The organism is Synechococcus sp. Minos11 (assembly GCF_014279855.1).
Classification (GTDB): Bacteria; Cyanobacteriota; Cyanobacteriia; order PCC-6307; family Cyanobiaceae; genus RCC307.
Map to the genome: position 1 here is coordinate 1,282,877 of NZ_CP047953.1, position 26,209 is coordinate 1,309,085.

The 26,209-nt window shown below is 59.6% G+C and carries 32 protein-coding genes and 1 other RNA gene; 9 read left to right on the forward strand and 24 right to left on the reverse strand.

The genetic code is table 11. The annotated features are described in order from the left end of the window. Positions 1-2 precede the first annotated feature (2 nt). A complete protein-coding gene (gene psb29 / locus SynMINOS11_RS07115; protein ID WP_011935822.1) occupies positions 3-716 on the forward strand; it encodes a photosystem II biogenesis protein Psp29 in 714 nt (237 codons plus the stop codon). Here psb29 and SynMINOS11_RS07120 read toward each other — a convergent pair. From SynMINOS11_RS07120 to petN, 3 genes are read right to left on the reverse strand one after another with little or no spacing between them, the layout of a single operon-like run. Further along, positions 662-1,900 carry a hypothetical protein gene (locus SynMINOS11_RS07120; RefSeq protein WP_186547572.1) on the reverse strand — a complete coding sequence of 413 codons (1,239 nt, stop codon included), beginning with the start codon at positions 1,898-1,900 and terminating at the stop codon, positions 662-664. The two genes, psb29 and SynMINOS11_RS07120, sit on opposite strands and share 55 nt — an antisense overlap. Positions 1,901-1,906: 6 nt before the next feature. Further along, positions 1,907-2,041 carry a hypothetical protein gene (locus tag SynMINOS11_RS12955; protein WP_255445338.1) on the reverse strand — a complete coding sequence of 45 codons (135 nt, stop codon included), beginning with the start codon at positions 2,039-2,041 and terminating at the stop codon, positions 1,907-1,909. A 10-nt stretch (positions 2,042-2,051) separates the two neighbouring features. Beyond that, positions 2,052-2,153 (reverse strand): cytochrome b6-f complex subunit PetN, encoded by a 102-nt coding sequence (gene petN, locus SynMINOS11_RS07125; RefSeq protein WP_011935824.1) that lies wholly within the window; start codon positions 2,151-2,153, stop codon positions 2,052-2,054. A gap of 83 nt (positions 2,154-2,236) precedes the next feature. Between petN and clpS the strand changes: the two genes are divergently transcribed. Both clpS and SynMINOS11_RS07135 read left to right on the forward strand, forming a co-directional pair. Further along, positions 2,237-2,533: an ATP-dependent Clp protease adapter ClpS gene (gene clpS / locus SynMINOS11_RS07130; RefSeq protein ID WP_011935825.1), complete on the forward strand. Its 297-nt coding sequence runs from the start codon at positions 2,237-2,239 to the stop codon at positions 2,531-2,533. A 4-nt stretch (positions 2,534-2,537) separates the two neighbouring features. Further along, positions 2,538-2,819, forward strand: a complete 282-nt coding sequence (locus SynMINOS11_RS07135) for a DUF2103 domain-containing protein (protein ID WP_011935826.1) — start codon at positions 2,538-2,540, stop codon at positions 2,817-2,819. On the opposite strand, the gene SynMINOS11_RS07140 is transcribed toward SynMINOS11_RS07135, so the two are convergent. From SynMINOS11_RS07140 to SynMINOS11_RS07180, 9 genes are all read right to left on the reverse strand, one after another. After that, complete coding sequence (locus SynMINOS11_RS07140; protein WP_186547574.1) at positions 2,806-3,237, reverse strand: VOC family protein; 432 nt, start codon at positions 3,235-3,237, stop codon at positions 2,806-2,808. The genes SynMINOS11_RS07135 and SynMINOS11_RS07140 overlap by 14 nt on opposite strands. Before the next feature lie 183 nt (positions 3,238-3,420). After that, positions 3,421-4,014, reverse strand: coding sequence for an AAA family ATPase (locus SynMINOS11_RS07145; RefSeq protein WP_011935828.1), 594 nt, complete (start codon positions 4,012-4,014; stop codon positions 3,421-3,423). Positions 4,015-4,217: 203 nt separating this feature from the next. Then, entirely contained in the window at positions 4,218-4,409 is a 192-nt protein-coding gene (locus SynMINOS11_RS07150; protein WP_043736971.1) for a hypothetical protein, read from the reverse strand. A gap of 101 nt (positions 4,410-4,510) precedes the next feature. Beyond that, on the reverse strand, positions 4,511-4,945 hold the full coding sequence (locus SynMINOS11_RS07155) for a hypothetical protein (protein WP_186547576.1): 435 nt from the start codon (positions 4,943-4,945) through the stop codon (positions 4,511-4,513). A 146-nt stretch (positions 4,946-5,091) separates the two neighbouring features. Further along, the gene (locus SynMINOS11_RS07160) at positions 5,092-5,343 is read right to left on the reverse strand and encodes a hypothetical protein (protein WP_186547578.1); all 252 of its coding nucleotides are present in this window, start codon (positions 5,341-5,343) and stop codon (positions 5,092-5,094) included. Positions 5,344-5,443: 100 nt separating this feature from the next. Next, positions 5,444-5,737 (reverse strand): hypothetical protein, encoded by a 294-nt coding sequence (locus tag SynMINOS11_RS07165; RefSeq protein WP_186547580.1) that lies wholly within the window; start codon positions 5,735-5,737, stop codon positions 5,444-5,446. 156 nt (positions 5,738-5,893) lie between these two features. Next, positions 5,894-6,076: non-coding RNA, 6S RNA (ssrS, locus tag SynMINOS11_RS07170), on the reverse strand. 6 nt (positions 6,077-6,082) lie between these two features. Further along, a complete protein-coding gene (locus tag SynMINOS11_RS07175) occupies positions 6,083-7,243 on the reverse strand; it encodes a 5-(carboxyamino)imidazole ribonucleotide synthase (RefSeq protein WP_186547582.1) in 1,161 nt (386 codons plus the stop codon). Positions 7,244-7,268: 25 nt separating this feature from the next. After that, entirely contained in the window at positions 7,269-8,165 is an 897-nt protein-coding gene (locus tag SynMINOS11_RS07180) for a carbohydrate ABC transporter permease (protein WP_011935835.1), read from the reverse strand. A 67-nt stretch (positions 8,166-8,232) separates the two neighbouring features. Here SynMINOS11_RS07180 and aroB point away from each other — a divergent pair, with 67 nt between their 5' ends. Continuing rightward, positions 8,233-9,336, forward strand: coding sequence for a 3-dehydroquinate synthase (gene aroB / locus SynMINOS11_RS07185; protein WP_186550765.1), 1,104 nt, complete (start codon positions 8,233-8,235; stop codon positions 9,334-9,336). Here the strand turns inward: aroB and SynMINOS11_RS07190 are convergent. Next, positions 9,333-10,103, reverse strand: coding sequence for a methyltransferase domain-containing protein (locus tag SynMINOS11_RS07190; RefSeq protein ID WP_186547584.1), 771 nt, complete (start codon positions 10,101-10,103; stop codon positions 9,333-9,335). The two genes, aroB and SynMINOS11_RS07190, sit on opposite strands and share 4 nt — an antisense overlap. Positions 10,104-10,177: 74 nt before the next feature. Further along, complete coding sequence (locus SynMINOS11_RS07195; RefSeq protein ID WP_186547586.1) at positions 10,178-10,672, reverse strand: DoxX family protein; 495 nt, start codon at positions 10,670-10,672, stop codon at positions 10,178-10,180. Between the two features lie 283 nt (positions 10,673-10,955). Between SynMINOS11_RS07195 and SynMINOS11_RS07200 the strand changes: the two genes are divergently transcribed. Next, the gene (locus SynMINOS11_RS07200) at positions 10,956-11,366 is read left to right on the forward strand and encodes a tautomerase family protein (RefSeq protein WP_186547588.1); all 411 of its coding nucleotides are present in this window, start codon (positions 10,956-10,958) and stop codon (positions 11,364-11,366) included. 5 nt (positions 11,367-11,371) lie between these two features. Here SynMINOS11_RS07200 and SynMINOS11_RS07205 read toward each other — a convergent pair whose 3' ends face one another. Then, the gene (locus tag SynMINOS11_RS07205; protein ID WP_186547590.1) at positions 11,372-12,556 is read right to left on the reverse strand and encodes a class I SAM-dependent methyltransferase; all 1,185 of its coding nucleotides are present in this window, start codon (positions 12,554-12,556) and stop codon (positions 11,372-11,374) included. A 33-nt stretch (positions 12,557-12,589) separates the two neighbouring features. On the opposite strand from SynMINOS11_RS07205, the gene SynMINOS11_RS07210 reads away from it, so the two are divergent. Further along, positions 12,590-13,384 (forward strand): TPM domain-containing protein, encoded by a 795-nt coding sequence (locus SynMINOS11_RS07210; protein WP_186547592.1) that lies wholly within the window; start codon positions 12,590-12,592, stop codon positions 13,382-13,384. Position 13,385: 1 nt separating this feature from the next. Here SynMINOS11_RS07210 and SynMINOS11_RS07215 read toward each other — a convergent pair whose 3' ends face one another. The 5 genes from SynMINOS11_RS07215 to SynMINOS11_RS07235 all read right to left on the reverse strand — a co-directional run bounded on the left by SynMINOS11_RS07215 (position 13,386) and on the right by SynMINOS11_RS07235 (position 17,192). Then, complete coding sequence (locus tag SynMINOS11_RS07215; RefSeq protein ID WP_186547594.1) at positions 13,386-14,159, reverse strand: glycoside hydrolase family 24 protein; 774 nt, start codon at positions 14,157-14,159, stop codon at positions 13,386-13,388. Positions 14,160-14,383: 224 nt separating this feature from the next. Then, positions 14,384-15,463 (reverse strand): hypothetical protein, encoded by a 1,080-nt coding sequence (locus SynMINOS11_RS07220; protein WP_186547596.1) that lies wholly within the window; start codon positions 15,461-15,463, stop codon positions 14,384-14,386. A gap of 17 nt (positions 15,464-15,480) precedes the next feature. Further along, complete coding sequence (locus SynMINOS11_RS07225) at positions 15,481-15,654, reverse strand: hypothetical protein (protein ID WP_011935844.1); 174 nt, start codon at positions 15,652-15,654, stop codon at positions 15,481-15,483. Further along, the gene (locus tag SynMINOS11_RS07230; protein ID WP_011935845.1) at positions 15,655-16,218 is read right to left on the reverse strand and encodes a recombinase family protein; all 564 of its coding nucleotides are present in this window, start codon (positions 16,216-16,218) and stop codon (positions 15,655-15,657) included. 119 nt (positions 16,219-16,337) lie between these two features. After that, positions 16,338-17,192 carry a TIGR04168 family protein gene (locus tag SynMINOS11_RS07235; RefSeq protein WP_186550767.1) on the reverse strand — a complete coding sequence of 285 codons (855 nt, stop codon included), beginning with the start codon at positions 17,190-17,192 and terminating at the stop codon, positions 16,338-16,340. Between the two features lie 57 nt (positions 17,193-17,249). Here SynMINOS11_RS07235 and nadA point away from each other — a divergent pair, with 57 nt between their 5' ends. Next, the gene (nadA, locus tag SynMINOS11_RS07240) at positions 17,250-18,203 is read left to right on the forward strand and encodes a quinolinate synthase NadA (RefSeq protein ID WP_186547598.1); all 954 of its coding nucleotides are present in this window, start codon (positions 17,250-17,252) and stop codon (positions 18,201-18,203) included. After that, on the forward strand, positions 18,200-19,189 hold the full coding sequence (locus SynMINOS11_RS07245) for a ligase-associated DNA damage response exonuclease (protein WP_186550769.1): 990 nt from the start codon (positions 18,200-18,202) through the stop codon (positions 19,187-19,189). The genes nadA and SynMINOS11_RS07245 overlap by 4 nt, the downstream gene beginning before the upstream one ends. 14 nt (positions 19,190-19,203) lie before the next feature. On the opposite strand, the gene SynMINOS11_RS07250 is transcribed toward SynMINOS11_RS07245, so the two are convergent. Both SynMINOS11_RS07250 and SynMINOS11_RS07255 read right to left on the reverse strand, forming a co-directional pair. Then, positions 19,204-19,497: a hypothetical protein gene (locus SynMINOS11_RS07250; protein WP_011935849.1), complete on the reverse strand. Its 294-nt coding sequence runs from the start codon at positions 19,495-19,497 to the stop codon at positions 19,204-19,206. A 51-nt stretch (positions 19,498-19,548) separates the two neighbouring features. Continuing rightward, positions 19,549-20,256 carry a response regulator transcription factor gene (locus tag SynMINOS11_RS07255; protein ID WP_186547600.1) on the reverse strand — a complete coding sequence of 236 codons (708 nt, stop codon included), beginning with the start codon at positions 20,254-20,256 and terminating at the stop codon, positions 19,549-19,551. 80 nt (positions 20,257-20,336) lie between these two features. On the opposite strand from SynMINOS11_RS07255, the gene katG reads away from it, so the two are divergent. Beyond that, entirely contained in the window at positions 20,337-22,529 is a 2,193-nt protein-coding gene (katG, locus tag SynMINOS11_RS07260) for a catalase/peroxidase HPI (RefSeq protein ID WP_186547602.1), read from the forward strand. Between the two features lie 10 nt (positions 22,530-22,539). On the opposite strand, the gene SynMINOS11_RS07265 is transcribed toward katG, so the two are convergent. Then, positions 22,540-22,806, reverse strand: coding sequence for a hypothetical protein (locus SynMINOS11_RS07265; protein ID WP_255445340.1), 267 nt, complete (start codon positions 22,804-22,806; stop codon positions 22,540-22,542). Positions 22,807-22,809: 3 nt separating this feature from the next. Continuing rightward, positions 22,810-26,208: an efflux RND transporter permease subunit gene (locus SynMINOS11_RS07270; protein WP_186547607.1), complete on the reverse strand. Its 3,399-nt coding sequence runs from the start codon at positions 26,206-26,208 to the stop codon at positions 22,810-22,812. Between the last annotated feature and the right edge of the window lies 1 nt (position 26,209).

Here is a 26,209-nt window from a genome sequence, read left to right on the forward strand (position 1 = left end):
GCATGGTCTTGAGCAACCCGCAAACCGTTGCCGACAGCAAGCGCCGTTTTTACGCCGCCTACCCCCATGTCATCCCCGGTCTCTACCGGCGGGTGGTGGATGAATTGTTGGTGGAGTTGCACCTGCTCGCTGGGCAGGCCGGCTTCCAGGCCGATTCGCTGTTTGCGATGGGGCTCACCCAGGTGTTCGACAACCTGATGCAGGGGTTCAAACCTGCTGAACGTCAGAAGGAGCTGTTTGCGGCGATCTGCTCTGGAGCTGGCCTAAAGGCGGATCAACTACGCAAAGACGCCAAGCAGCTCAGGGAGCATCTGGTTCCCCATGGCGAAGCCGAAATCAAATCCTGGATCGAGCAGCAGGGCCAAGGAGCACCGGATGTGCTCAAGCACGTCTTACAGCAGGCAGGCCGCAGCGATTTCCACTACTCACGCCTGCATGCCGTTGGGCTGATGGGGCTGCTGCAAGACCTCAGCGGTGGCGATGACCAAGATCCCCAAGCCTTGCAAGAGCGGGCGCACCAATTGGGGCACAGCATGGGATTGCAGAAAGACAAACTGCAGAAAGACATGGGCCTCTATGCCAGCAATCTGGAGAAGATGTCGCAGGCCGTGGAGTTACTCGAGGAAACCGTGGCTGCTGAACGCCGCAAGCGCGAGCAGCGTCAGGGTGAACCTGCTTCTGCTGCCACAGGCCAAGTGAGCGAGCCCGCCAGCTGAGCGGGGCCACCGCTTTGATGCGCTGGCTGCCACTCGGCATCCAGTTGCTGCAGACCGCCCCACAACGCAGGTAGCCCTACCGGCAGCAACTGCAGCTGCTGCATGGCTGCAGGGGCGGCACTGAGCTGCAAGCCCTCACGCAACACAGCACCAGATGGTGGTTGGGGCTGGCTGGCTAACGGGACATCAGCCCCCAACACCACCAACAATTCACCGCTGGGGAACCATCGCCATCCGGCTTGAACAGGACCATCAGGCTGCTGAACGCGCCTGATCGGACCCTCAGCGCTGATAGGCCATCCCGGCGCCTGCTGAGTTTCTAGCTGCCGCTGCAAACGCGCCACATCCAAGCGGTGGCGATCAGCGGGCCACAAGCGAAGCCAGAGACTGGCGCGATAGGGCGATTGCTCTGGGTTGCGGCGAAGCTCCAACTGAAATGGGCTATTCAGCAGCCAGCTGCGATGGGGCAGCAGCACTGCAGGCCAGCTGAGGGCATCCAGCAAGGGCTGCAAGAGCGGCGCCATCCGGCGCCCCTGGAGCCGCAAAACAATGGGGTCCGGCAAGATGCTGGATGGACGTCTCGCCGGGGCCCGCAAAGCGGCTTGCAGGGCTGCTGGACGGGTGCTGACCTGTCCCCAGAAACGATCCCCGCGCAGCGTTAAGCAGCCCCAGCGCAGGGGTTCAGCCAGAGGAGACCAACTCCCCAACCAACCGGCCAGGGCCTCGCCTTGCCAAAACAGAGCCGGTGGTGAACCAGCCAATGCTTCACAGCGGAGTTCAGAACTGTTTTGACCCTCCAACCCCTGCTGCAGGCTTTGGAGGCTGAGGGCATCGGCAGCAACAAGGCGGTAATTCCCCAAACGCAGGCTGTGGGGAATCCCATCGAGCTCTGCGCCCCCACGCAACATCAAATAGGGGGGAGCCCCGGCATGTTCACCCCACAGCTGAAACCAGCTGATCGCTTTGTTGCGCCAGAGCTTTGCGGCCAAAGGTTGCGGCAAACGCTGCAGCCACAGCGCTGGAGGCTGCGGCCGAGGCAGCACAGGAAATGCCTGAATCAGGTCGCTGATGGGAAGCAGCTGCGTCAGCTCTGGGCTGGCCGATGGGGGCGCCGTCGCCCATAGCAACGCAGCCAAAGCGGCTGGCCCTGCAGCTGCCGCTAGGGATCCGAGCAAACGGCGCATGGCCGATTAATCACGCTTGCGGCGGCGGCGATCACGCCACTCCACCGCTGAGAGGTAGATCACACCACCACTAACGAACAGCAACAAAGCCGCTGCCACCGTGGCCAGCAGGGTTGTCCCCGGCAGCTCAACCACGGACATCAGATGGGGATCAGAAATTGATGGATCCGTCGCCGTTGCGGCCCCAGACCACCATGGCGATCGAGAAGGTGAACGTGGCAGCCAAAGCAGCCCAACCCAAGGAGATCAGCACTGGACGGTCGATCAAACGTGCTGACTGTACTGAAAGCTGGAGGGGTGATTGCGCAGAATGGCGCAGTTGGTAGGAATTCAGCATTGACCAGCTCAGCTCCCAGCCGCCAAACAGCCGGCAGCACCCTGCTGGAGCGGGCTCCCTATCCCAATTTCAAGGTGGTGGTCCTCAACGATGAGGTGAACACCTTCCAGCACGTGGTGGATTGCCTGGTGAAGTACATCCCTGCCATGGATCCCGACCGCGCCTGGTCATTAGCTCAGCAGATCGATAGCGATGGCCAAGCCGTGGTCTGGGTGGGTCCGCAGGAGCAAGCCGAGCTGTATCACATGCAATTGGGCGCTGAGGGCCTGACCATGGCCCCACTGGAGCGGGCCTGAGGCCATGGGGCGGGTGGTGATCACCCACAGCACCTACCTCGAAGGATTGATCCCGCTGCTCAAGCAATTGGCCAAGGATCCCCAAGTGGTGACGGTGACACCGGCGGTGATCAGCCGCGTCAAAGGCCGCTGCCAAGGACTCAAGCTGCGGATCTCAGCCCCCATTAGCGGGGGCCACAAAGTGGTGGCTCGGCGCGGCACCAGCGCACAGGAGGTGTTCGTTGTCACGCCCCTGGAGCGCAGCGCCTTGCAGCAGCGGCTCGACGCCTTACTCAATAACCCTTGAGTTCAATCCCATTGCCTTCCGGATCGGTGAACTGAATCGACGGACCATCCCCATCTGTGCCAAAGCGGCTTTGCAAGGTGGCTTTGGCATCGATGCCATGGCTTTGCAAATGGCTCAGCAGCGCCGGCGGATCAAAGGGCTGAACCTTGAAGGCCACATGGTCAACATTTCGGCCCGAGGCAGCCGGGGGCTTGGTATCGCCGCTGGCACCACCGCTGCGGCCCAGAACTCCGTTGACAGGCACCAAATCAATCAAGGCGCTACCAGCGCGCAAATGCCATAGATCGAGGGGAGCGTTGTGCTTGGCGACTTCACAGCCGAGAACCTCGGTATAGAAGGCCAGCATGGGCTCAAGATCACGCACCCGAATCACAACGTGATCGATACCCATCAGGGGAATGGGGGAGGCTTGGGCCATGAACTTCCGATAGCTGGATGCACCGCTGAAGGACTTAAACCACCGAATGCCCTTGGATTCGCGGCAATCCCGTGGCGGTTGTTAGTCCAGCAATCGCAGCCAAGCCCACCAAAACAATCCCACCACCAAACCAATCACCACCAGCTGCTCAATCACCAAACGCTGAACTTCAGGGTCCATGGCCTAGGCCTGCTGCTGAATGGCTTGCTCGAGGCGTTCCAAGCGCTGCTCCCGGGACCCCCACAACTCCAACACCCTTGGAGCTGCCTGCTCAGGCAACACGGCCCAACGCTGATCGCGATAAATCTGCTTGAAGATGGCATCCACCTCATCGCGATAGGGCAAATCAATCGGACGAATCCCGTCGTTTTCCATCTCCACTGGCCATTCGTTCGTGATCGGGAAGAACACAAGCCAGTCGAGAGACTCCAATGAGCGGCGCACCGCAGGCACCATCATCTCAACGAATGCATCATCGATGTCGGTCGTTTTGTAGTTAGCCGTGTACTGGGAGTAAGCGATGTAATCGATGGGGCAACGATCAAAAATCACACAATCACTTGAGTTGCTGTAAGCGTGAACGCGGCTGATGTTGTAGTACATCTGCAAGCCATTATCGAAGCGATGACATTCCTGACGGAAGCGAATGTCATAGCCCTCAGCATGCAGCGCTCGAAATGGCTCTTCTTCCCGCACGTACTGCGGATGGCGGGCAACCCAGTCATGCACAAAGGTGCTTTTGCCCTGGGAATGGGCTCCACTGACAGCAATGCGCATCGGCTCGCCGGGATCTACTCCGGTTTAATCAATCTTGGGGCTGATCAGCTCCTACTTCAAAGGCCGCTGTCCCGATCCGAAGAGATCCAGGGGAGCCCGATTGGTTTTGAGATTCGCCAGGAATTTTTTCCAGAAGCGGCGCAGTGCCTCAACAAAACGCATCGTGGAAAAGCAGTGGCATCTCCCCAGTCAACACGGTGGGCTCAGCTGCGTCCATTCCACTCCTCAAGGGTTTTCGGCAGCTCATCACCACTTTTCAGTTGCAGCAGCTCTTTATTGGGAAACATGGTTGTGACCTTATTCCAAGCCTCGTATTGCAGGGTCGTCGTGGTGCTCACCTCTAGCTCTTCTGTGGAGCCATCGCGCGCTTTAAAAACAGCAGTCCACCAGGCCATGGAAAATTTCCTTTGGCGGCACTCAAACACTTGAGCTACCAGGCTGCCAATGAATGTTGTCAGACCTTCATCAACCCAAGGTCAGCATCGCTGGGCGTTGATCAGTAGCCAACGCGCCGAACTCCGATCAAATTCCGTGTCAAGGAATTGTCTTGATCAGATTTTGACTTGGTATAAAGCACCAAACCATCCACCTCGAGGCGATACATCGTTGCCTGGCAATCATCCAAACCAGGAATCAGAACCGTTGAAGGGGTGATACAACCAGGTGTGTTTTGCTGATCCATCAACGACACCACATCGCCGATGAGGCACTCGTCGTTGTTGCGCACAATCTCTGGGTCGTAGTTGAAACCCTGCACAGTTCCATCTTTGAGCAGAAAACGCTCGTTCACCAAGATCGGATCTGCCGCTTGGAACTGAGCCTCATTCCAGCTAGCGATGCATGTTTCCTGCTGGGCGCGCTGCTCTGCAGCTTGCTGCTGGAACTGCTCCACGGTTTGGTCGAGATCCTGGGCCAGCGCTGGGCTGCTCAAACCAAGAGCAAGCAAAGAGAAGAGGATTCTTTTCATACAGCCAGTGTGCTGCTGTTGGGATGGTTTGGCAGGCCCCCGGTAAGAGGCTGTTGACGACCAAATCCAATGCACGCCTGCTTTGCCCACACCAAGTCACACACCAACACTCAAAACGAGCCCCAACAGGTGACCTCAACGTGGGCGCTACCGCTGCGTTGGCTGGCCTCGCATTCCTCGAGGAAGCGTGTGCCCAACTTGTTAGCCAGCGCATCGTCCTTGATGAACACCGTTGCTTCTCGGTTCTGGAACGATTCAGCGGAGGCTTTGTGAGCCGTGGCAGCCTCCACGCCAAGAAATACTGCTCCACCGATCAAACCGCCAGCGGCAGAGCCAATCACCAAACGAGTCAGAGCGTTCATAGGAGATCAACATCTCCTTCCAGGGTGTGGACAGCAGCGGTCCAGCCGCATCCCCCGTTTTGGTGAATCGACAACACGGCACCTGCCCAATCAGAACCTCTCAAGCGCTGTAGCAGTTCTGAAAACCGGGGGAATCAGGCGTTGCCGGTCCATCGAAACAGAAGTTCGTTGCCGAACGTTTCGAGTCCCTACGTCGTATGACGACCTCGATGGCACAACACAGCAGCGTGTCTTGGATTTGATCGAGCGAGCCAAGGACAACGACATCCATGCATAGCGTTTCAACCGGACCGCTCTGGTTCTCCTTAATCAACAAAGTGCTCAAAGCAAGCGCATCGCGGCGCTGGAAAGCCAAGACAAAACCCTGGTGGGTGTCATTGGAAGGCATCAGCACCCATTCCAGCGGGGTGCAAAAGCGTTGGAACTCCTCTCCAACCAGGGCCTTGTCGAGCCAATCAGCGTGGATTTATCGCCAGCGCTGAGCCATCACCAAGGCGTTCAACTCAGCGGTGGGAGCCGACAAACCCCGAGACGCGTTGCCACAACAATTGGGTGGACCGCCGTGCCGTGATGACCTGAGGTTCGACCTGGATAAACCAGAAGGGGGAGAAAAGCGGAGCTTCGTTTCCAGCTACTGGGCCGGTCTACGTCACTTCCGGGACATCTCCCCCAAGTCGAAAAGGGAGTCAGATCAGAACACTTGGCAGGGCAAACACCAACACAGCAGTCCGAACCGAATTTAGGGGGTTTGACCAGGAGCAGGCCAGTGCTCACGCACCTCTTGCAAACGTTCCATGGCTTCACGACGGCGCAACCCAGGGTCTTTGGCTTGCAGCAGGAAGGTGATGTGACCCAACTTCCGCCCTGGCCTCGACTGCTCTTTGCCGTACCAGTGCACGTGGGCCCCAGGCAGGCGCTCCAACTGCTGCAGACGATCGCTGTAGGGACAGTCCGACGTTTCAAAGCCAAGCAGATTCACCATGAAGGCCCCTGAGGCCAGCCACTCCACAGCTGCGGGCGGTTCGCCGCTCAGCAACCTCAGCTGCTGCTGGAACTGACTGGTGCTGCAGGCCTCAATCGAAAAGTGGCCGGAGTTGTGGGTGCGCGGAGCCAGCTCATTAATCAACAGTCCTTGAGGCCCCAAGAACATTTCGATCGCCAGCACGCCGACGTAGTCGAGTGCTGTGACGAGTGACACCGCAATCGAACGGACACGGGCCTCCACTGCATGGCTCACGCCTGCTGGTGCCAACACCCACTCGCAGACCTGCTGATGTTGGTGGGTTTCCACCAATGGCATCAGTTCCACCTGCCCGGCCGCATCGCGCGCCACCACCACGGCCAGCTCATGCTCAAACGGAACCAGTTCCTCGAGGATCCAGCAGCGCGGATCAACACGCATCAACAACGCTTCAAGCGATGCGCGGTTCAGCACCCGTTCGGTTCCCTGGCCGTCGTAACCGCCTGTCATCGCCTTGGCCATGGCGGGAAGTTCCATGTGCTCCGGCAACGCACCACCAGCACTCACCACCTCCGCCAGGTCGCACCAGCGCGGGCAAGGCAGGTTCAGCCGCTCGAGCAGCAGGTGCTGACTGCGTTTATCCACCAACTGCTGCAGAACAGCCGCCGAAGGCTGAAACTCCAAGCCACGCTTCTCCAGCTGAGCAATGGTCTTGAGATCAACCCACTCGTTCTCAAAACCAATCGCATCGCAATGCTCAGCCAACTGAGTTGTCGCCGCGCCATCAGGCGCCGCGCCGATCACCACCTCATCAACAAGCTTGCAAGCTGGATCGCTGGCACTGGATGCCTGCAGGGCCAAGTTCAATCCCATCGCAGCGGCAGCTTCCGCCAACATCACCGCCAGCTGGCCGCTTCCAACGATGCCCGGCCGCTTCACAGGCAGCTCAAATCAATCTCTCAATCTAGTTGGCGCTACCGGTCTTCAGCCCTTGCTGAATCAGGCCAAGCACCAGCACCACCAGAAAAAGGGCCAAACCCGCTGTGCAGGCATAGCTGATCTCCAGCTCCTGGAAGGCCAAGTCGTAGACGTAATAGACAACGGTGCGGGTGGAATCAGCGGGTCCGCCCTGGGTCATCAAAAACACCTCTTCAAACACCTTGGTGGCGGCAATGGCCGAGATCACCGCAACCAAGGCCACATAGGGGCGCAGCAGGGGCAAGGTGATGTCGAGGTGTTGCCTCCAGCCGACGCTGCCATCAAGTTCAGCGGCTTCATAGAGGTCTTTGGGAATGCCCTGCAGCCCGGCCAAAAAGATGACCATGTAGTAGCCAAGGCCTTTCCAGAGGGTCACCAGCATGACCGAGGGCAAAGCGAGCAGAGGATCGGTGAGAAAGCCAATCGGCGTGAAGGCATCACCAAATAGCGCTTGGCCCCAGCCATTGATCAAGCCGTTTTCGGCATAGAGCCAGCGGAAAGCAATGGCGGCCACCACAATCGACACCAGCACAGGGGTGTAGAAGGCGCCTCGGAACCAATGCATCCCCGGCAAAGCGCGATTGACCAGCACCGCCAGGGCTAAGGCGCCCAACACGATCGGTGGCACCACGCCCACCAAGTAGATCGCCGTGGTGCCAAGCACCCGCAAAAACATCGGATCAGCCAGCAACCGTTGGATGTTGGCCAAGCCAATGAACTGCAGTGGCTCACTGACATCGAGGCCAGAGCGGGTGAAGCTCATCAACAGCGCCATCAGGGCCGGCACCAGCACGGTGAGGCACACCAGCACCATCGCTGGCGCCACGAAAAGCCAAGGAAGCCAGAGGGAGCGGCGCATGCCTTCGGTTCGCTGCCTGCGCATTGTGAGCCAAACAGGCCATACATTCAGAAGCCCTGGTTCTGTGGTGTCGATGGACAGCGGCGGCGCGATGACAACCGTGACGGTGGAGCTGAAGCGCCCCTATGACGTTGTGATTGGCCAGGGCTCACTGCAACAGCTGGGCGAGCGCCTCAAGCAGCAAGCCATCCGAGCGGGCACCAAAATTTTGGTGGTGTCGAACCCAGTGGTGGCTGAGCACTACGGCGCCACAGTGATGGGATCGCTCAGCTCCGCTGGCTACGAAGCCGAGCTGCTGGTGATTGAAGCCGGGGAAGAGCAAAAAACGCCGGCCACCGTGGCTCAGATCCATGACAAGGCCTACGCCATGCAGCTCGAGCGCAGCTCGTTGATGCTGGCCCTCGGCGGCGGTGTGGTGGGTGACATGACCGGCTTTGCTGCCGCCACTTGGTTGCGGGGTGTCGCCGTGGTGCAGGTGCCCACCACCTTGCTGGCGATGGTGGATGCCGCCATTGGCGGCAAAACCGGCGTGAACCACCCCGGCGGCAAAAACTTGATCGGCGCCTTTCACCAGCCCAGGCTGGTGATGATTGATTCCGCCACCCTGGGCACGCTGCCGATCCGCGAAGTCCACGCCGGTATGGCCGAAGTGATCAAGTACGGCGTGATTGGCGATCCGGTGCTGTTTGAAGCCCTCGAGGCCCACGGGCCGCTGGACAGCCTCGAGGCCATTGGCTCAACCTTGATGCAACAGATCCTGCGCCGTTCAGCAGCGGCCAAGGCGCGCGTGGTGGCCCATGACGAGCGGGAAGGAAGCTTGCGGGCGATTCTCAATTACGGCCACACCCTTGGCCATGTGGTGGAAACCCTGACGGGTTACGGCACCTACTTGCACGGCGAAGCCGTTGGCATCGGCATGCATGCCGCTGGTCTGCTGAGCCAGCGGCTTGGGCTATGGAGCGCTGATGAGCAGCAGCGACAGTTGACGTTGCTGAAGCGCTGCGGCCTGCCGTGGCAAGCCCCTGAGCTGAACACCGAAGCGATCCGAACCGCCATCCTGCGCGATAAAAAAGTGCAAAACGGCCGCGTCCGTTTTGTGCTGCCCACCGCCATCGGCCAGGTGGTGATCCGCGACGACGTGGATCTCGAGGCTGCCGTAGCGGCGCTCAAAGCCACCAGCGGCGTTGAGGCCTAACAGCAGGGCAGCTCGGCGGTCAGGGTTGCGGAGCGAAACTCAATGCCGGCATGCACTTGCCAAGGTTCTTCTTGGCGATCAACGAGCGCAACCTTGCTGAATCCCAGCTGCTCGAAGGCTGCGCAGAACTCGGATTCCAGCCAAGCGCCACTGATGCAACCGCTCCACAGATCGGGATCCTGCTGCAACTCCAACGGCACTGGCTTGTCGCAAATGATGTCGCTGATGGCCAGGCGCCCCCCAGGCGCCGTGACACGCCTGATTTCCTGAAGCAGCTGGCCGCGCCGGGACGGCTGCACCAAATTCAATACGCAGTTGCTCAGCACCACATCGATGCAGCCATCGGCAAGCAAGGGCTGACCGTCGAGGTCTTCAGCCAGCTGATCGATCTCAGCGCGCCGAAACGACACATTCCCGTAACCAATTTGACTCGCCACAGAGCCGCAGGCGCTGTTGGCCAGCTCCAGCATGTTGGGATTGCGGTCGAGTCCGAGCACCGAACCCTCAGCGCCCACCAGCTGACTGCAGATGAAGGCGTTTTTACCGCTACCACTGCCTAGGTCAAGCACGCGATCGCCAGGGCGAACCCAGCGGGTGGGGTCTCCGCAGCCGTAATCACGGCTGACCACGTCCTTGGGAATGGCCGCTAACAGAGCCGGATCAAACGGGACTGCAGCACATAAGCAAGTTTCCTGCTCAAGGGCAGCAGCGCCATAACGCTCGTCTATGGCATCCCGGTGATCGGGAGGACAACAGGGATTAGGCATTAAGAGAACCTAATGGCAGGATGCTGCGCCGATTGGAGCAATCAACGAACATCCCTATCTGGGCCATGACCCGCTCAGTACTTATCGCTGGTGGTGACCGGAATTCCAACCAACTCCTCGAGTTCATCCAGCTGCGGACGGCGCATCACAAAAGCCTTCAGCGGTGAAGAGCTCATGCCGATGGCGCGGATGATCAAAAAGTCCAATGAGAAACGACCAGCCCCAAGGAGAGCCACACACGCCGAGCCACCGAAGTAGAGGATCAACAACTCCAGCGCGTAAATGTTGAATCCACCGGTGACGACGATTGAGTGATAGATCGCCACTGAAATCGTTCCCACAACGGCCAGGCCACCCAAGCGAGCACCAAGACCGAAAATCATCAACCAACTACCGACGATTTCGGAATAGGCGGCGACGTAGGAGAGCAGAACGGGGAAAGGCAGATGCAGTGGTTTAACTACCGACTCAGCAAAGCCTTGGATATCAGCAAGCTTGTCGTAGCCGTGGTGGATCAAAACGCTTCCCACGCAAATGCGCAGGAGCAGAAGTCCAAGGGATCGAGCCATGACTGGCATGGGCTTTACATAACTACATCAACCCTAAGGAGGATTATCCGCTGCTGTGGCTGCCGCTCGTTCGCAGCAAAACGCCAGGCCTGACCTTGGATCACAAGGCAGGCTCCATCCATTCCAACGGAGAGCGCTGGCCAAGCAGCTTGCCGATGGATCCGTCAATCGGATTCATGGCTCCCCTGGCAACGCGCTGCGCGATCACCGGTTGATCGTTGGATACGCCCCTTCAACGCTTCAAAGATCCTGCGCAAGACTCCGCTGATCTCGCCATTGCGTTATGCCCCTGGTCACTATCAATGTCTGGCAGGGACTGTCCGAAACTCAAATTGATCAGATCCAGCAGGCAACCCATGCTTGCTTGGTCAAAGCTTGGGGCATTCCTGACAACGGTGGCTTCTACCTCATCAGCGAGCGTCCCCAATCAAGAATGCGAATCGACAGAACGATGTGGGGTATCGAGCGTTCCAGTCATCCACCCATCCTGTTGCAAATCACCTCCTCGCCAAGGAGTGCAGAGATGAAGACCAGCTTCTACAAGCTGCTTGCCGGCGAGTTTGCTCGACTTGGCTTTCGACCTGAGGATCTGTTCATCAGCATTACACCCAGCAACCCAGAAGATTGGTCCTTTGGCAATGGCGTAGCGCAGCTACTCGATGCCCCCCGAAAGGCTGAGTCCTGTTCTGATTGAAGCCATCAGCTGGGCCACCAAGCCGGCGGACAGGCAGGCCGCTGCGGTGGCGTCGCCGAATCGCTTTCCAGCAACAACCACCAGAACCCACCCAACAGATGCGGGTCCACCAACCTCAGCAGTTGTTCACGGCGACTGAGGCGATCGGCCAACGCCAATGGACCTGGCTCGGAGAGGGCTGTGATCTCCTGGGCCAGCCCCAACTGCAGCAGCACCTCTCCCTGCAGCGCAGCCCCTTGCCAGCGCCAACCGGCAGCGGCAGCGAGCTGCTCAACCAAGGTTGTGCAGACATGGGCTGTGAGGTCCATACGCCCGGGATCGCGCAACAGCTCAGTGCTAGTGCGCTGTTCGCGGCAGGCCAACAAGGTGCCCCCATCACGGCTTGGGGCGTAGTAACGCGATGCCGGCATGGCGTAGTCAATCGCTAGCAGCCATCCCTGGCGCAAACAGGCCCGTGCCTGCTCGAGCCAGGGGCCCAGCGCAGGGCACCATTCACTGCTCCAGCCATCAGGCCGCCCGCCGCCACCGGGCGGCAACCCCAGCTGCTCCAACTGCTCCAGCACCGCCGGAGCCAAGCCAGCGCCCACCTGCCAGCAGGGCTGCTGCTGCCCATCGAGGCCCACCAGCCACTCATGCCAGTTGCCGTTCTGCAGGCCAAATCGCTGGACTGGCAAGGCATCAAGAAGCTCATGGGCCACGATCAATCCGCGGCGCGGTTCCGCTGCCAGCTGCTGCGGGGAACACCAGTGCACAGGCACCGCTGAGCCGGCCAAGGTTTGCCGCTGACGCGCCTGCAGCGCCGGACTGCTCTCCACTAACACCAGCTCGAGCCGATCCAACCAAGCCGGAGATTCAACGCCGATCCCAGCGATGAGATCGCGCATCAATTGACCATCGCCAGGACCCCACTCAATCAAGGTCAGAGGTCCTGACTCGGCGGCCAGGGCATCCAGGCAGGGCCGCAACTGGCGGGCCAACAATTCGGCAAATACTGGGCCTTGAGAGGGAGCGGTCACAAAATCGCCGCCAGAGCCGAAGCGCACCTGGCCACTGCCGTAATACCCATAGGCAGGGTCATTGAGCAGCCAATCCATCACCGCCACAAAGCTTTGCGGCCCAGCGCTGGCCTGAAGGCGCTGCACCAGCCAGGAGCTCTGCTGCTGTTCCACCACAACACCTCCGCTGGACATCAACGAGAATGCACCACCTCAATGCCGTTGGTTATGCCCCGCTGGTTGCTGTCTGCCATCTGCGCATTGCTGTTGTGCCTCTGGCAGCCATCGGCAGCCCTCGCCATCGACGACCCTTCGGTCTTACCGGATCAACCCACCCCTGTGATTGATCTGGCCAGGATCCTCACCGACAGCCAGCGCAAAAACCTGGAGCAAGAACTCGATGGCGTTGAAGCCAAGGTGGGCTGGAAATTGCGCGTACTCACCCAGTTCGATCAAACACCAGGACTGGCCGTGCGCGATTTCTGGCAGCTGGATGAGCGCAGCCTGCTGTTGATTGCCGACCCCCGCGGCGGCAACCTGTTGAACTTCAACGTGGGCGACGCTCTCTTTGCGCTGATGCCGCGCACCTACTGGGTGGAACTACAAACCCGCTTTGGCAATCAGTTTTATGTGCGCGACCACGGCGAAGACGGCGCCATTTTTGATGCCCTCGAAGCCGTTGAAATTTGCTTGGAGCGTGGTGGTTGCCAAGTGGTGCCTGGTTTGCCCCAAGAGCAGTGGATTCTCACCTTGATGACATCCATCTTGGGGGGATTGATCGTGGGAATTGCTGCATTCCCACGGGAACCGGATCAAACCATCGCCTGGTCTTGGGTGCTGCTGCTTTCACCGCTTTGGGTGATTCTCTTTGGCGTCTTTGGCATCGGCCCGGTGGTAACCCGCACGGCTGATTGGTTGCCACTGAGCCGCAATATTCTCGGCTTCATTGGCAGCAGCGTGGCCGCTTATCTCTTGGCTCAATATCTCACCAGCCGCAACAGCCAAGCAGGCGACAACCCCTAGATCAAAGGCCCTCGCTCACCTTGGCGAGCATGCACTCGAGACTGTCGTCGTTGCAGGGCTCAGGGGCCACCTCAACCTGTTGGGGCTCTTCCATCAGCGCGACAGGTGGGTGGATCTGACGCAACTTCTGCAGGTTGGCCTCATAGAAACGCTTGAGGCGGCCGTATTTCACAACCGGTTGGCCGTAGTAGCTGTAGCCACGCAGGGTGGGGAACGATGCCCACTCAGGTGCCAACTTGGCAGCCAACTGCGGGCTGAGCTCGCCGCGATCAGCCAAATGCATAGCGCCGCGTTTCTTGATCAGATACAGCGCGGCCTGATCTTGGGCATGGGGACCAAAGCCCACCAAGTCCAGAGCCCGAACAGCTATGCGCCAGGTTGCTGGCATGAATTGATAGGCCCCAGCGGCGGCGCTGGCATAGCCGCTGGTGTAATTCACCCGATCGGGATGGCGGTTCAGGGTTTTCATCAATGAACCGCCAAACATCACGCGGTAGCCGATGTCAGCGCCTTCCTTCCAGGTGCCTTCGGCGTAGCGGATCGTGTTGAGCAGTGCGCGGCGCTCAGGCGTGATCGCAAACACCTTCGGCATGCGCGGCACGCTCGGCATGCGCAGGCGGGGAAAACGCAACTGTGCCAATTCGCTGGCTTCCGGTTCAGCGGCGGGCTGAGCTTTGGCTCCAGCAGCCAGAACAGGGGTGGCCGGCAACACGGCTACAGGTGCCAGCAAAACAGCAGCAAACAACCTGGAAGCTTGAGGGTGCTGAAGCATCACAGATAAGGAATTAACGGGAGCGCTCGCGGCGAACCACGAGAAGCGATCGGCGCAAATATGCCCAGAATTGAGACTGATGGGATTATCCTGCGGACGGATAATAAATTGTCCCCGAGCGCTTGCGTGACACCAATTGGTCGGACACCTCAACAACTTGAAGGCTCAATTCAGCAGCATTTGACTAACAAATTGGCAGCTAAAATAGCGGCATTAAGCTGTCAGTATCAGCGCGATTGCGACAGCGCTGCGAACACCCATTCGCTCGCTGAAGCAGCCCCATCAGTCGGTAAAGGTAGACCCTGAGGCTGGGCCAAAGGCTGATCCAGCAACCACTGCCCTTGCTCAAAGGCGCGCCGAGTCAGCAGCCGATGAAAACCATGTTGCTGCAAGCCTTTCTGCAGAACTTCAGCCTCTGCAAATCCACTGCGCTCCACCACGACCAAGCCGCAGTCCTGCGAAAGCGCTTCAGCAAACGTGCTGTAACCAGGCTTGGTGATCACAACTGAACACAAGGGCATCACATCCACCGGGCGGAGGTCCTCGGCAAGCCAGGTGGCATTGGCGGCTTGTGCCAAGGCTTCATTGACAACCAAAAACTGCCAATCGGGCCAGCTCTGCAGCAGAGCTGGCTCTAGCGGCAAGCCCAAACCGCCAAAGCACAGCAGGGCCGAGCGCTGCCTCAGGCCGCGCCAATTGAGACGCTCAGCAATGCACTCAAGCTGAAAACGGGGCTCGCTGGCGCCCAACCCCAGGGGTTGCACCGGAACATCCCACGGCATCGGCAAGGCGAAGGGGCAGCGCAGCAGCGTTTGACCGCGGCGGTAGTCAGCCAGGCTGCTTTGAGCCCACTCCTGCAATGGACCACCCAGGTCGGCATAAATCGAATCCCAACCGAAATTCCCATGCCACAGCAACGGCCAGCCCAAGCGCTCGGCTAGGCGGGCAGCGGCCGGGGGGACATCGGCAACGATCACCACGGGCTCATGGGCCTGGCGCCAGTGCTCTAGCCAGCGGGCTTCGGCCTCGATTTGCTGAGGCAGCTGCTGCTCCAAACGCTCCAAGGCCTGCACCGTGGCTTCGGGATCACTGCCCAAGGCATCGGCTTGCACCACGCCCACATCCCATTGGCAGGAGCGGTGTTCATAGTTGAGACCCACAAAGGTTCGCCGCAGGAACGCCGCCGGCAATGCGGTTGAGAGAACAAACCGGCAGGCCGGCTGGCGAGCCGCTAGAGCCTGCAGCACGGCTGCTACCCGGGCGCCATGGCCAAAGCCATGGCTACTGATGCAAGTCACCACCAACATCGCGCTAGGGCACAGGGCTAAAGGGAGGGCTCATCGCCATGCTGCTGCGCCCAAGCCAAATCCTCATCAGTGAGAGTTTTCGCCAACAGTCGCCACACATCGCCGCGCTGCCACAGCACCCAAGCCAAGCGGTGTTGCCGGGGCGGCGGCACCATCCAGGCCGGCCGAAAAAAGTCTTCGGTCTCTTCCATCTAAACCACCCCCAGAATCCGGCGGACCGTGCTCACCGTCAGGCCAGTGGCTTTGCTGATGGAGCCATAGCTCTTGCCCTGGGCGCGAAGGTCGCGGACATGCTCAGCCTGCTCGTTGGTGTATTTGCGCTTGGGACCAAAGGGCACGCCCTTGTTGCGGGCGGCTTGGATGCCCTCACGGGAACGCTCCAACGAGAGCTCACGCTCCACCTGAACAGCAGCCGTTAGGACCCCGACCACCGGCTTAGCCATGGTCCCGAGGCCTTTCGTATCGACGCGCCCATCAAGGGTTCGAACGTGCACATCACGCTCGAGCAGTTCAGCGACCCTGCTGACGCAGTCCTCCATGGTTCTGCCCAGCCGATCGAGCTTGGGGATCAAAAGCACATCCCCGGGCCGGCAGGCATCAATGGCCCGCTGCAGCTCCACCCGTTCGCTGAAGGGTGCAGCACCGGAGATGTGCTCACTAAAGAGTTGATCCACAAGAGCCGCCTTGAGGCCCTCGAGCTGATGCTCGAGCTCCTGGGGCGTTGTGGAGCAACGCGCATAACCAACGAGCGCCATGGGGCCTATTGCCGTAAGTGGATGCCTCTAGCGTGACACCTACTTACGACACATGCAAATTGCTTGTGAGAATTGGCGTATATGGATGTGTCGAATGGAGCTAGTTACGACACAGCAGCTCAGGGGGCAACAAGCCCACCGGAATCCAGCAACACCTGCTGCTCCAAGAGCTCGCCATCGAGGCCATACCAACGGTGGGCCGCGAGTTGGACGTCGCCGTTGTGATCCAGTTCGACCCACGAGAAATGACGCCAGGGCCTACCGCTTGCATCGATGCCATGGCGCGGAACACAAGCGGCATTGAGATAGACGGTGCCCTGCCGGTCCCGCTGCACGGTGCGGCGTTGCCCGGCTCCATGCCGCAGGCGATGGTGCATGTGGCCAAAGATCACCAAGGGCAGGGGCCTCTGCTTGCGGATCAAACGGATCGCTTCTTGCAGGTCTTGGTCGCCCCAATCACAGGCCGGACGTTTCCAATCACGGCCGCAGAGATCAGCCGCTTCACTCCCCAACCCGGTTGGACCGCTATGGGCAAGCAGCACCAAGGGACGATCTGCTGGTGCCTGAAGGGCTGCTGCACTAATGCGCTGGGCCGACTCAAACAAGCTGAGCTCGCCCCAATGGGCCTTCACCGCAGGAGAGAGATAAAAGCCACCGCCAGCACTGCCTGGCCGCCCACCGACCACAGAGAGGGGTACTGGATCCAGCGGCTTGAGCGACCAGCCGCAGTGCAGGCCACCAAGCGCTTGCTCCATCCGCGCCAGGGTGCGGCCACTGGCATCTTTGGCCGCGTCGTGGTTACCCAAAACGCAAGCCACCGGCAGCTCCAGCTCCCGCAGCAGGCGCGGCAACCTCACATCACCATCGGCCAGATCCCCCACCACCAGAAGGGCATCGGGCGCCAAAATCGTCAGCAACGAGGCATCGCCTTGGTCCCACTGACCGTGGAGATCTCCAGCGATGGCAAGTCGCAGCACAGTCCGGCGCGCAGGCGTTTCTACTCTTAGGGCACTGCGCCCTCCACTCCCCGCGTGTTTGCCGCCACTCAATCCGCCGCTCCGCGTCTGGATCAGGTCGAACGTATTGCGCAGCTACGGCAGCAACGCCATGCCGTGATCCTGGCGCACTACTACCAAGAGGACGCCATCCAAGACATCGCCGACTTCATCGGTGACTCCTTGGAACTCTCCCGCAAAGCAGCCAACACCGATGCCGAGGTGATCGTGTTTTGCGGGGTGCACTTCATGGCGGAGACCGCCAAGATCCTCAGCCCGCAGAAAACGGTGGTGCTGCCAGATCTCAACGCCGGCTGCTCGCTTGCTGATGCCTGCCCGGCCGATGGCTTTGCGCAATTCAAGGCGGAACACCCAGACCACGTGGTGATCAGCTACATCAACTGCTCAGCAGCGATCAAAGCCCAAAGCGATCTGATCTGCACCAGCAGCAACGCCGTGGCGATGGTGCAGTCGGTGCCGAGCGATCAACCGATCCTGTTTGCTCCCGATCAAAACCTGGGCCGCTGGGTCTCCCGCCAGGCGGGTCGTGAGCTCACGCTGTGGCCTGGCAGCTGCATGGTGCATGAAACCTTCAGCGAAGAAGCCTTACTTGGCTTGAAAGCGGCCCACCCCGATGCGGCGGTGATCGCCCACCCCGAATGCGAACAACATCTGCTGGACCTGGCCGATTTCATTGGCTCCACAAGCATGTTGCTGAATTACAGCCAATCCAGTGAGGCGAGCGGCTTCATCGTGCTCACCGAACCGGGAATCCTGCACCAGATGCGCAAGGCAGTCCCCAACAAAGAGTTTTATGCCGTGCCGGGGCTCGACGGCTGCAGCTGCAATGCCTGCCCCCATATGCGGCTCAACACCCTCGACAAGCTGGAGCAGTGTCTCGAAACTCTCGAACCAGCAATCGAACTCGATGAAGACCTGCGCTTACGAGCGCTCAAGCCCATCGAGCGGATGTTGGAGCTGAGCCGCTGATCGAGCACACCCCCGAAGGGCTCTTCTGCCAAGCCGCGAACGCTTGGATTGATCCCTGGCGACCAGTACCGCGGGCGTTGATCACCCATGCCCACGCCGACCATGCCCGTGCTGGTTGTGGCGAGTACTGGGCGATTGGTCGCAGCGCTGCTGTGTTGCGTCAGCGACTGGGGCAGCAGATCACTCTCAACTGCGTGAACTACGGCGATGAGCACCGCATTGGTGATGCACGAGTGTCATTTCACAGCGCTGGCCATGTGCTGGGTTCAGCGCAAATCCGCCTGCAAGCCGGCGGTGAAACCTGGCTGGTCAGTGGCGACTACAAACGTGACAGCGATCCCAGTTGTGATCCTTTCTCGGTAGTGAGTACTGATGTGTTAATCAGCGAAGCCACCTTTGGCTTGCCGATCTACCGCTGGCCAGCTGGCCGACAAGTGGCGGCTGATCTACTGCAGTGGTGGCGCGACGCACCTGAGAGGGCATCGCTGCTGTTCTGCTACGCCTTCGGCAAAGCCCAACGACTACTCGCTGAGCTGCATCAGCTCGGGGTTAGCGACACGGTGCTGCTGCATGGGGCCATGGTGCCGATCACCCAGGCCTATCGCGATGAGGGCATTGCAATGGTGCCCACCGAAGCATTGAGCTCGTTGCCACGTCTGGCAGACCTATCGGGGAGGTTGGTGCTGGCACCCCCCTCGGCACACCGCAGCCCCTGGATGAAGCGCTTCAAGGCGCCGCAAACAGGGTTTGCCTCCGGCTGGATGGCCGTGCGCGGAGCCCGCCGGCGTCGTGGTTACGAGCGTGGCTTTGTGCTGAGTGATCACGCCGATTGGCCCGGTCTGCTGCAAACCGTGCGCGAATCCAAGGCACAACAGGTGTATGTGACCCATGGCCAAAGCGACGTGTTGGCGCGCTACCTACGCGAAGTGGAGGGAATCGCCAGCGAACCACTCAGCACCCTGTTTGAAGGAGAAGCTGAGCACTAACAGCAGCTGTTGATTCAGAGCTTGTTGTCGTCAACTTTGTGCAGCTTATGGAGCTGCTCAACCACCTTGCTCTGGAACTTGTCTTTTTTCTGGTGCAACCAATCACCCACCTGATTGCGCTCCTCAGCGGTGAGGTTCATCTTCTGCAGGTAGTCCTTGGTGGCATCCCACAGGGCACTGCCGAACTCTTGGGAATGTCGCAGGCGCTCAGCCACACCGGCATGCAACTCATCGTTGTCGACGAGGGGATGGGTTTCGATGATGTCGGCGGTGGTATCGACGACAGGGGTTTCGGTGATATCAGCCATGGCAGGGACAAACGGACTGCTTTCAGTGTGAAAACAATTCGGGCAAACGATTTAAACCGCGCTGAGTAGCCCCATCCGCAGGGCCATCACCGCCGCTTGGGTGCGATCACGCACACCCAACTTGCTAATCACAGTGCTGACATGGGTTTTAACCGTTTCTTGTGAGATGAACAGCCGCTGGGCAATCTCCCGATTGCAGTAGCCCTCACTTAGGGCCTGCAGCACCTCCTGCTCCCGGCTGGAGAGCTGATCCAAGGCCTCAAGCCCCTCAGCCTCATCATCAGGGTGAAACGCCGCAGCATCCCGCACAGGCCCTGGGAAATAGGTGCCACCTTCCAGGGTGCGAGCAATCGCCTTCATGAAGTCGCCCTCACCACTGCCAAGCGACGACACAAAGATCACCCCTTGGGCACCAGCATCGAGGGCCTCACGCACCACCTCCTGGGTTTCACGGCGCAGAAACAACAAACAGATGCACTGGGGCCAGCGTTGGCGCAGCTCACGCACCAAGCTGATGCCATAGCCCTGCTCAAGGTCTTCGGTGACAAGCACCAAATCAGGGGCCTGCGCCGCATGGGCTAAAGCTTCCTGCTCGCTCGTGCAGGCACCCATCAGCCCGTCTTGAAAAATCTGGCCAAGAGCCAAAGCGGCCAGCAGGAGACGATCTCCAAAACACAGCAACTTGCTGCGGCCCTTGAGTAGCTCTCTCACCGCGGGCAGCGCCTGTTGCACCGGAGCGGCATGCAAATCAATGTCCATCTCTTCAGCCTGGAGAGAGCGCGTTAAGAGAAGTCTTAACGCGGGCGGACTAATCCAAAGACACCTAGCAGAACGTGTCGATGGCGGAAATGCGTTGCCCATTCAGCGGCCATGGCGCAGCCACAACACCAGCGAGCGCCACCACCAATCAGCATTGGTGGCCTGAGCAACTCAACCTGGGACTGCTGCATCAACACAATCCAGCGGCGAACCCCTTAGGCAGCAACTTTGACTACCGCCAAGCCTTCAACAGCCTAGATCTCAATGCTGTGAAAGCCGACCTTATGGCATTGATGACCGACAGCCAGAGCTGGTGGCCGGCGGACTGGGGACACTACGGCGGCCTGTTCATTCGGATGGCATGGCATAGCGCCGGCACCTACCGCCTCGCTGATGGTCGTGGCGGGGCAGGCCATGGCAACCAACGCTTTGCTCCCCTCAACAGCTGGCCTGACAACACCAACCTCGACAAAGCCCGGCGGCTCCTCTGGCCCATCAAGGCCAAATACGGCAGCAACCTCTCATGGGCTGATCTGATCATCCTGGCCGGCAACTGCGCCCTCGAATCGATGGGATTGCCAACCGCTGGCTTTGCTGGAGGCCGCGAAGACATCTGGGAACCAGAAGACGACATCTACTGGGGACGCGAAACCAGCTGGCTGAGCGATGAACGCCATGACAACGACGGGGCCATCGAAAGCCCCTTGGCGGCAACCGAAATGGGGTTGATCTACGTCAACCCAGAAGGCCCGCACGGTGAACCAGACCCGGTTGCCTCAGGGCGCGAGGTGCGTGACACCTTTGCCCGCATGGGCATGAACAACGAAGAAACCGTGGCTCTGGTGGCCGGCGGGCACACCTTCGGCAAAGCCCATGGAGCCGCACCCAGCGTCCACCTTGGAGCTGACCCAGAAGGTGCAGCCCTCGAGCAGCTGGGCTTGGGCTGGCAGAACACCTATGCCAGTGGCTGCGGTGCTGACACCATCACCAGCGGCATTGAAGGGGCCTGGAAACCCAACCCAACCCGGTGGGATCAAGGCTATTTCGAGATGTTGTTTGGCTACGAGTGGGAGCTGCATCAAAGCCCTGCGGGCGCTTGGCAGTGGCACCCCAAAGACGTCAAAGCCGAGCACATGATTCCCGATGCCCATGTGCCCGGGCGCAGTGCACCGCCAATGATGACCACAGCCGATCTGTCACTGCGGTTTGACCACGTCTATGAACCAATCGCGCGCCGATTTCTCGGCGACCCACAAGCCTTTGGCGACGCCTTTGCCCAGGCCTGGTTCAAGTTGACCCATCGGGATCTCGGTCCGCGCAGCTGCTACCTCGGCGCTGATGTGCCCGAGGCAGTGCTGAGTTGGCAAGATCCCTTGCCCACCACGAGCCATCCAACCATCGATGCCCCAGCGGTTGATGCTCTCAAGCAAGAGCTTCTGAAGACTGGCCTCAGCCATGGCGAGCTGATCAGCACCGCCTGGGCCTCTGCTGCCAGTTTTCGTCAATCCGATCGCCGCGGAGGGGCCAATGGCGCTCGCTTGCGCTTGCAACCGCAGTGCAACTGGGAACTGAACAACCCCGAGCAACTCAAGCGCGTGCTGAGCGTTCTCGAAGCTGTGCAAATGCGCTTCAACCAGCAGCATCAAGGCGGCATGCAGGTGTCGCTGGCTGATTTGATCGTTCTGGGCGGCAGCGCTGCAGTGGAGCAAGCCATGGCGGCTACCGGCCAGCGCTGCCGAGTGCGCTTTACGCCGGGGCGTGTGGATGCAAGCGCTGAGCAGACCGACACCGCTTCATTCAATGCCCTCAAACCCATCGCCGATGGCTTTCGCAATTACCTGCGCAGCGATCTACCTCTGAAGGCTGAACAGCTGCTAGTGGATCGCGCCCAACAGCTGCATCTGAGCGCACCGGAGATGACAGCCCTGATCGGGGGATTCAGGGTGCTGGGGCTGAACTGGGATGGCAGCGACATCGGGGTGTTCACAAGCAGGCCAGGACAGTTCAGCAACGACTTCTTCGTCAACTTGCTGGATATGTCAACGCAGTGGAGCCCGGTTGAGGGCCATAGCAACCTGTATCAAGGCATTGATACCGAAACCAAGCAGCCCCGCTGGCGAGCCAGCCGCGTGGATTTGGTGTTTGGCTCCCATGCTCAATTGCGTGCCATTGCCGAGGTGTATGGCCAAGCGGGCGGGTCAGCAAGACTGGCAGCTGATTTCAGCGCTGCCTGGAGCAAGGTGATGGAGCTCGACCGCTTCGACCTGCTTTAGGGCTAGACGCTCAACGGCCCCACCAGTGCTGGTGATAGGAGGGATCGCTACTGCCAGCCTGCAACTGGCGGGTGGTTTCGATCACGATGGCCGCCAATGAACTGGAGATGATCAACATCCCGTAGAAGCCGCGGATGCGCATGTCGTGGATGTCAGCCGGGGTATGGCTGATGATCACCTGAAAGAAGAACACCAAACACAAACCCACCACAAAGCCGATCCCCAGGGCGACAACAACCCGGGCACCACTAAAGCTTGGGCGTTTGGGGCTTGGCATCAATCAAGCGGCTCCAGCGGTGGGGCCAGCCTTGCCCACCAGGTTTTTCATCACCACGTAGAACACCGGCACCACCAAGGTGGAGAGCACGGTGGCCACCGACAAGCCGCCAAACACAACCAAGCCCAAAGAAGCCTGGCTTTGTGCACCAGCGCCGCTGGCCAGCATCAGCGGCAAGAAACCAAACAGCGACGAGATCGCCGTCATCAAGATCGGACGCAGCCTTGATTTGGCTGCATCAGTGGCAGCCTCCAGGGCTGATCGCCCCTCACCCATACGTTGGTTGGCCAAATCAACAATCAAGATGCCATTACCGGCCGCCAGGCCAATCAACATCACCAAGCCAACCTGGGCATAGATGTTGAGCACCTGGCCTGCCCCCGAGAGGAACACCAAGGCGCCCAACATGGCGGTGGGTACGGTCATCAAGATGATCAGCGGGTCGGTGTAGCTCTCGTATTGGGCGGAGAGCACCAGATACACCACCAAAATGCCCATGCCAAAGATCACCACGGCCAGAGCACCGGCTTTGACTTCTTCCCTGGAAATGCCGGTCCAGTCAAAGCCGAGGCCCTGGAAGTTCTGAGCGGCGAACACGTCTTGGATGCCAGTAATGGCCTGGCCAGAGCTCTTGCCTGGAGCTGGAGATCCCTCAATCTTGATCGAGCGGAACAGGTTGAAGCGGTTGATGATGCTCGGACCAATCGTTTGCTTCACCGTGAAGAATTCCGCCAACGGGATTTGCTCTCCAGAGGCGTTCTTGACGTAAATCGAGCCCAGTTGGTCTTGGGTTGAGCGGCTATCGGCAGCGGCTTGCACATACACCCGGCGCACCTTGCCCTCTTGGAAGGTGTCATTCACGTAGCTGGAGCCGAAGTAGATGCTGAAGGTCTGCATCGCCTGACCGAAGTCGACCCCCAAGGCCATCATCCGATCGCGATCGACATCAATGGTGAGTTGCGGTGAATCAGGGATGAACTGCGTGAACACCTTGGCGAAGGTGGGATCACTATTGGCAGCCTGAATGATCTGCCCAGCTGAGGCAGCAAATTCACTCATCGAATAGGAGCCGCCGCTCTGATCAAGGAGCTGGAACTCAAAGCCAGCGCTGGCGCCATAGCCAGGAATGGCCGGTGGCTCCACCACAAACACCCTGGCTTCATCGATTTGGGCCGCCATCTTTTGATTGAGGCGCTGGGTGATAGCCGCCATCGTTTGATCCTTCTGGGGCCTGTCATCCCAGTTCTTCACACCAAAGAAGAACAGGCCGCGGTTGGGGCCATAGCCATCCAAGCTGGCACCGCTAAAGATGCCCGCCGCAGCCACATCAGGCTCAGTTCGCAAAATCGAGGCGATCTTTTTGTTCACCTTGTTGGTGACATCGTTGGAGGTGCCCTCAGGCGCCATCACAAAACCAATGCCGAAGCCCTGATCTTCCGTGGGGACAAAGCCAGCGGGCACCGCACTGAAGGCAAAACCGGTAAGCAGAATTCCCGCCCCCAGGGCGCCCATGATCACGCGGCGGTGCGACAACACCCAATTGAGCAACCAGGCATAGAACCGCTCAAAGCGGGCGTAGTAGGTGTTGAAGGTGCTGAAGATAACCGGCACGAAATAGCCCAGGGCGCAGCCCAAACCGGTGAAGAAGATCACCGGGATTGGATTCCAAACACCCGCAATCACTAAACCCACAACGGCGCCACCCACGGCAAAAGGCAGACGCAAGGGGCGGCCGCTGGTTTTGGAAATCGCAAAGCCAATGATGCCGGCCACACCCGCAGGGATCAGTGCCATTGCGGCCCCATCACCCACAAACAGCAAGCCGTAAACAAAACCAATCACCGTGGCCGCAATCGTGTAGGTGCGGCGGTTGGGCTCTTTGTATTCGCTGCTCAGCAGCAGAGCCGAGAGCATCGGCGAAAAGGTCAGCGCATTAAACGTGGAGATCGCGATCGAGAAGATGATCGTGGCCGCGAACTGCTTGTAAATCGTTCCGGTGGCGCCTGGAAAGAAGAGCACAGGCAGGAACACGCACATCTTCACCAGTGATGTGGCGATCACCGCTGAGAAGAGTTCATCCATGGTGGATTTCGCCGCTTCTACGGCGGTTAAGCCCGTCTCTTTTTTGGAGGAGGTGTCCTCAATCACCGTGATGGCGTCATCCACCACCAGGCCGGTGGCGAGCACCAAGCCAAACAGCGTCAGCTGATTGAGCGAGAAGCCAAAGCCGAGCACGAAGGCAAAGGTGCCCACCAGAGCAACGGGAATGGCGATGCCCGGCACCAAGGTGGCTTTCCAGTTCTGCAAAAACAGAAACAGGATCAACACCACCAAAACGACCGCATCACGCAGGGAGCCCACCACACCCTCAATCGATGCCGTGATGAATTCGGTGGAGTCGAAGACCTGCTCGATCTTCATGCCCACTGGCATCTTTTCTTTGAATTCTTCGATGACCTGCTTGACGCCATCGGAGACCACCAGAGCATTACTGCCGCCCAGCTGACTGATGGCCATCGACACAGCGGGGTTGCCCTCGAGGTTCACAGCCGAAATCTCGTAGCTGTTACCGCCGAGCTCCACCTGGCCCACATCGCGAAGGCGAATCAGGCCCCCGTCTTTGGTGGTTTTGATCACCAGATCGCGAAACTCGTCTTCGCTGGTCAGGCGGCCCTGCAGCTGGATGGTGAAGGTGTACTGCTGATCGTCAGGGGCGGGAGCACCGCCCACCTTGCCGGAGGGCACCAAGCGGTTTTGACTGCGGATGGCATTCACCACATCGCTGGAGGTGAGCTCCATGGCCGCCAGCTTGTTGGGGTCAAGCCAGATGCGGATCGCAAGTTCGCGGTTGCCGTAATAGGTAACGCTGCCAACACCGGTGACCCGCTTGATGCTGTCGGTGAGGTTTTGATCGAGATAGCCGCTAATCGTCTCAACGCTGTAGTCGATCTTGTTGGGATCTTCGTTGGTGAAGTTGTAAACAAGGAGGGTGGAGGTGGATGCCTTGTCCACCACAACACCCGACTGCTTCACCTCAGACGGCAAACGGGGTTCAGCCAGTGACACCCGGTTTTGCACGTTGACCTGGTTGATATCACCATCAGTGCCGCTGTTGAACATCACCGTGATCAACGCGCTGCCGTCGGAGGAGCTCGATGAACTGATGTAGTCCATGTTCTCCACCCCGTTGATCTGCTGCTCGAGCACCGAGGTGACACCTTGCTCAACGCTGACGGCATCAGCACCGACGTAGTTCGCACTCACCCGCACCGTGGGCGGGGCAATGTCCGGCAGCATCTCCACCGGCAGGATCGGGATCGCAATCAAACCCGCGATCACGATCAACAGTGAGCAGACCGACGTGAGGACAGGCCTGGTGATGAAGTTATTAGAGAGAGACATC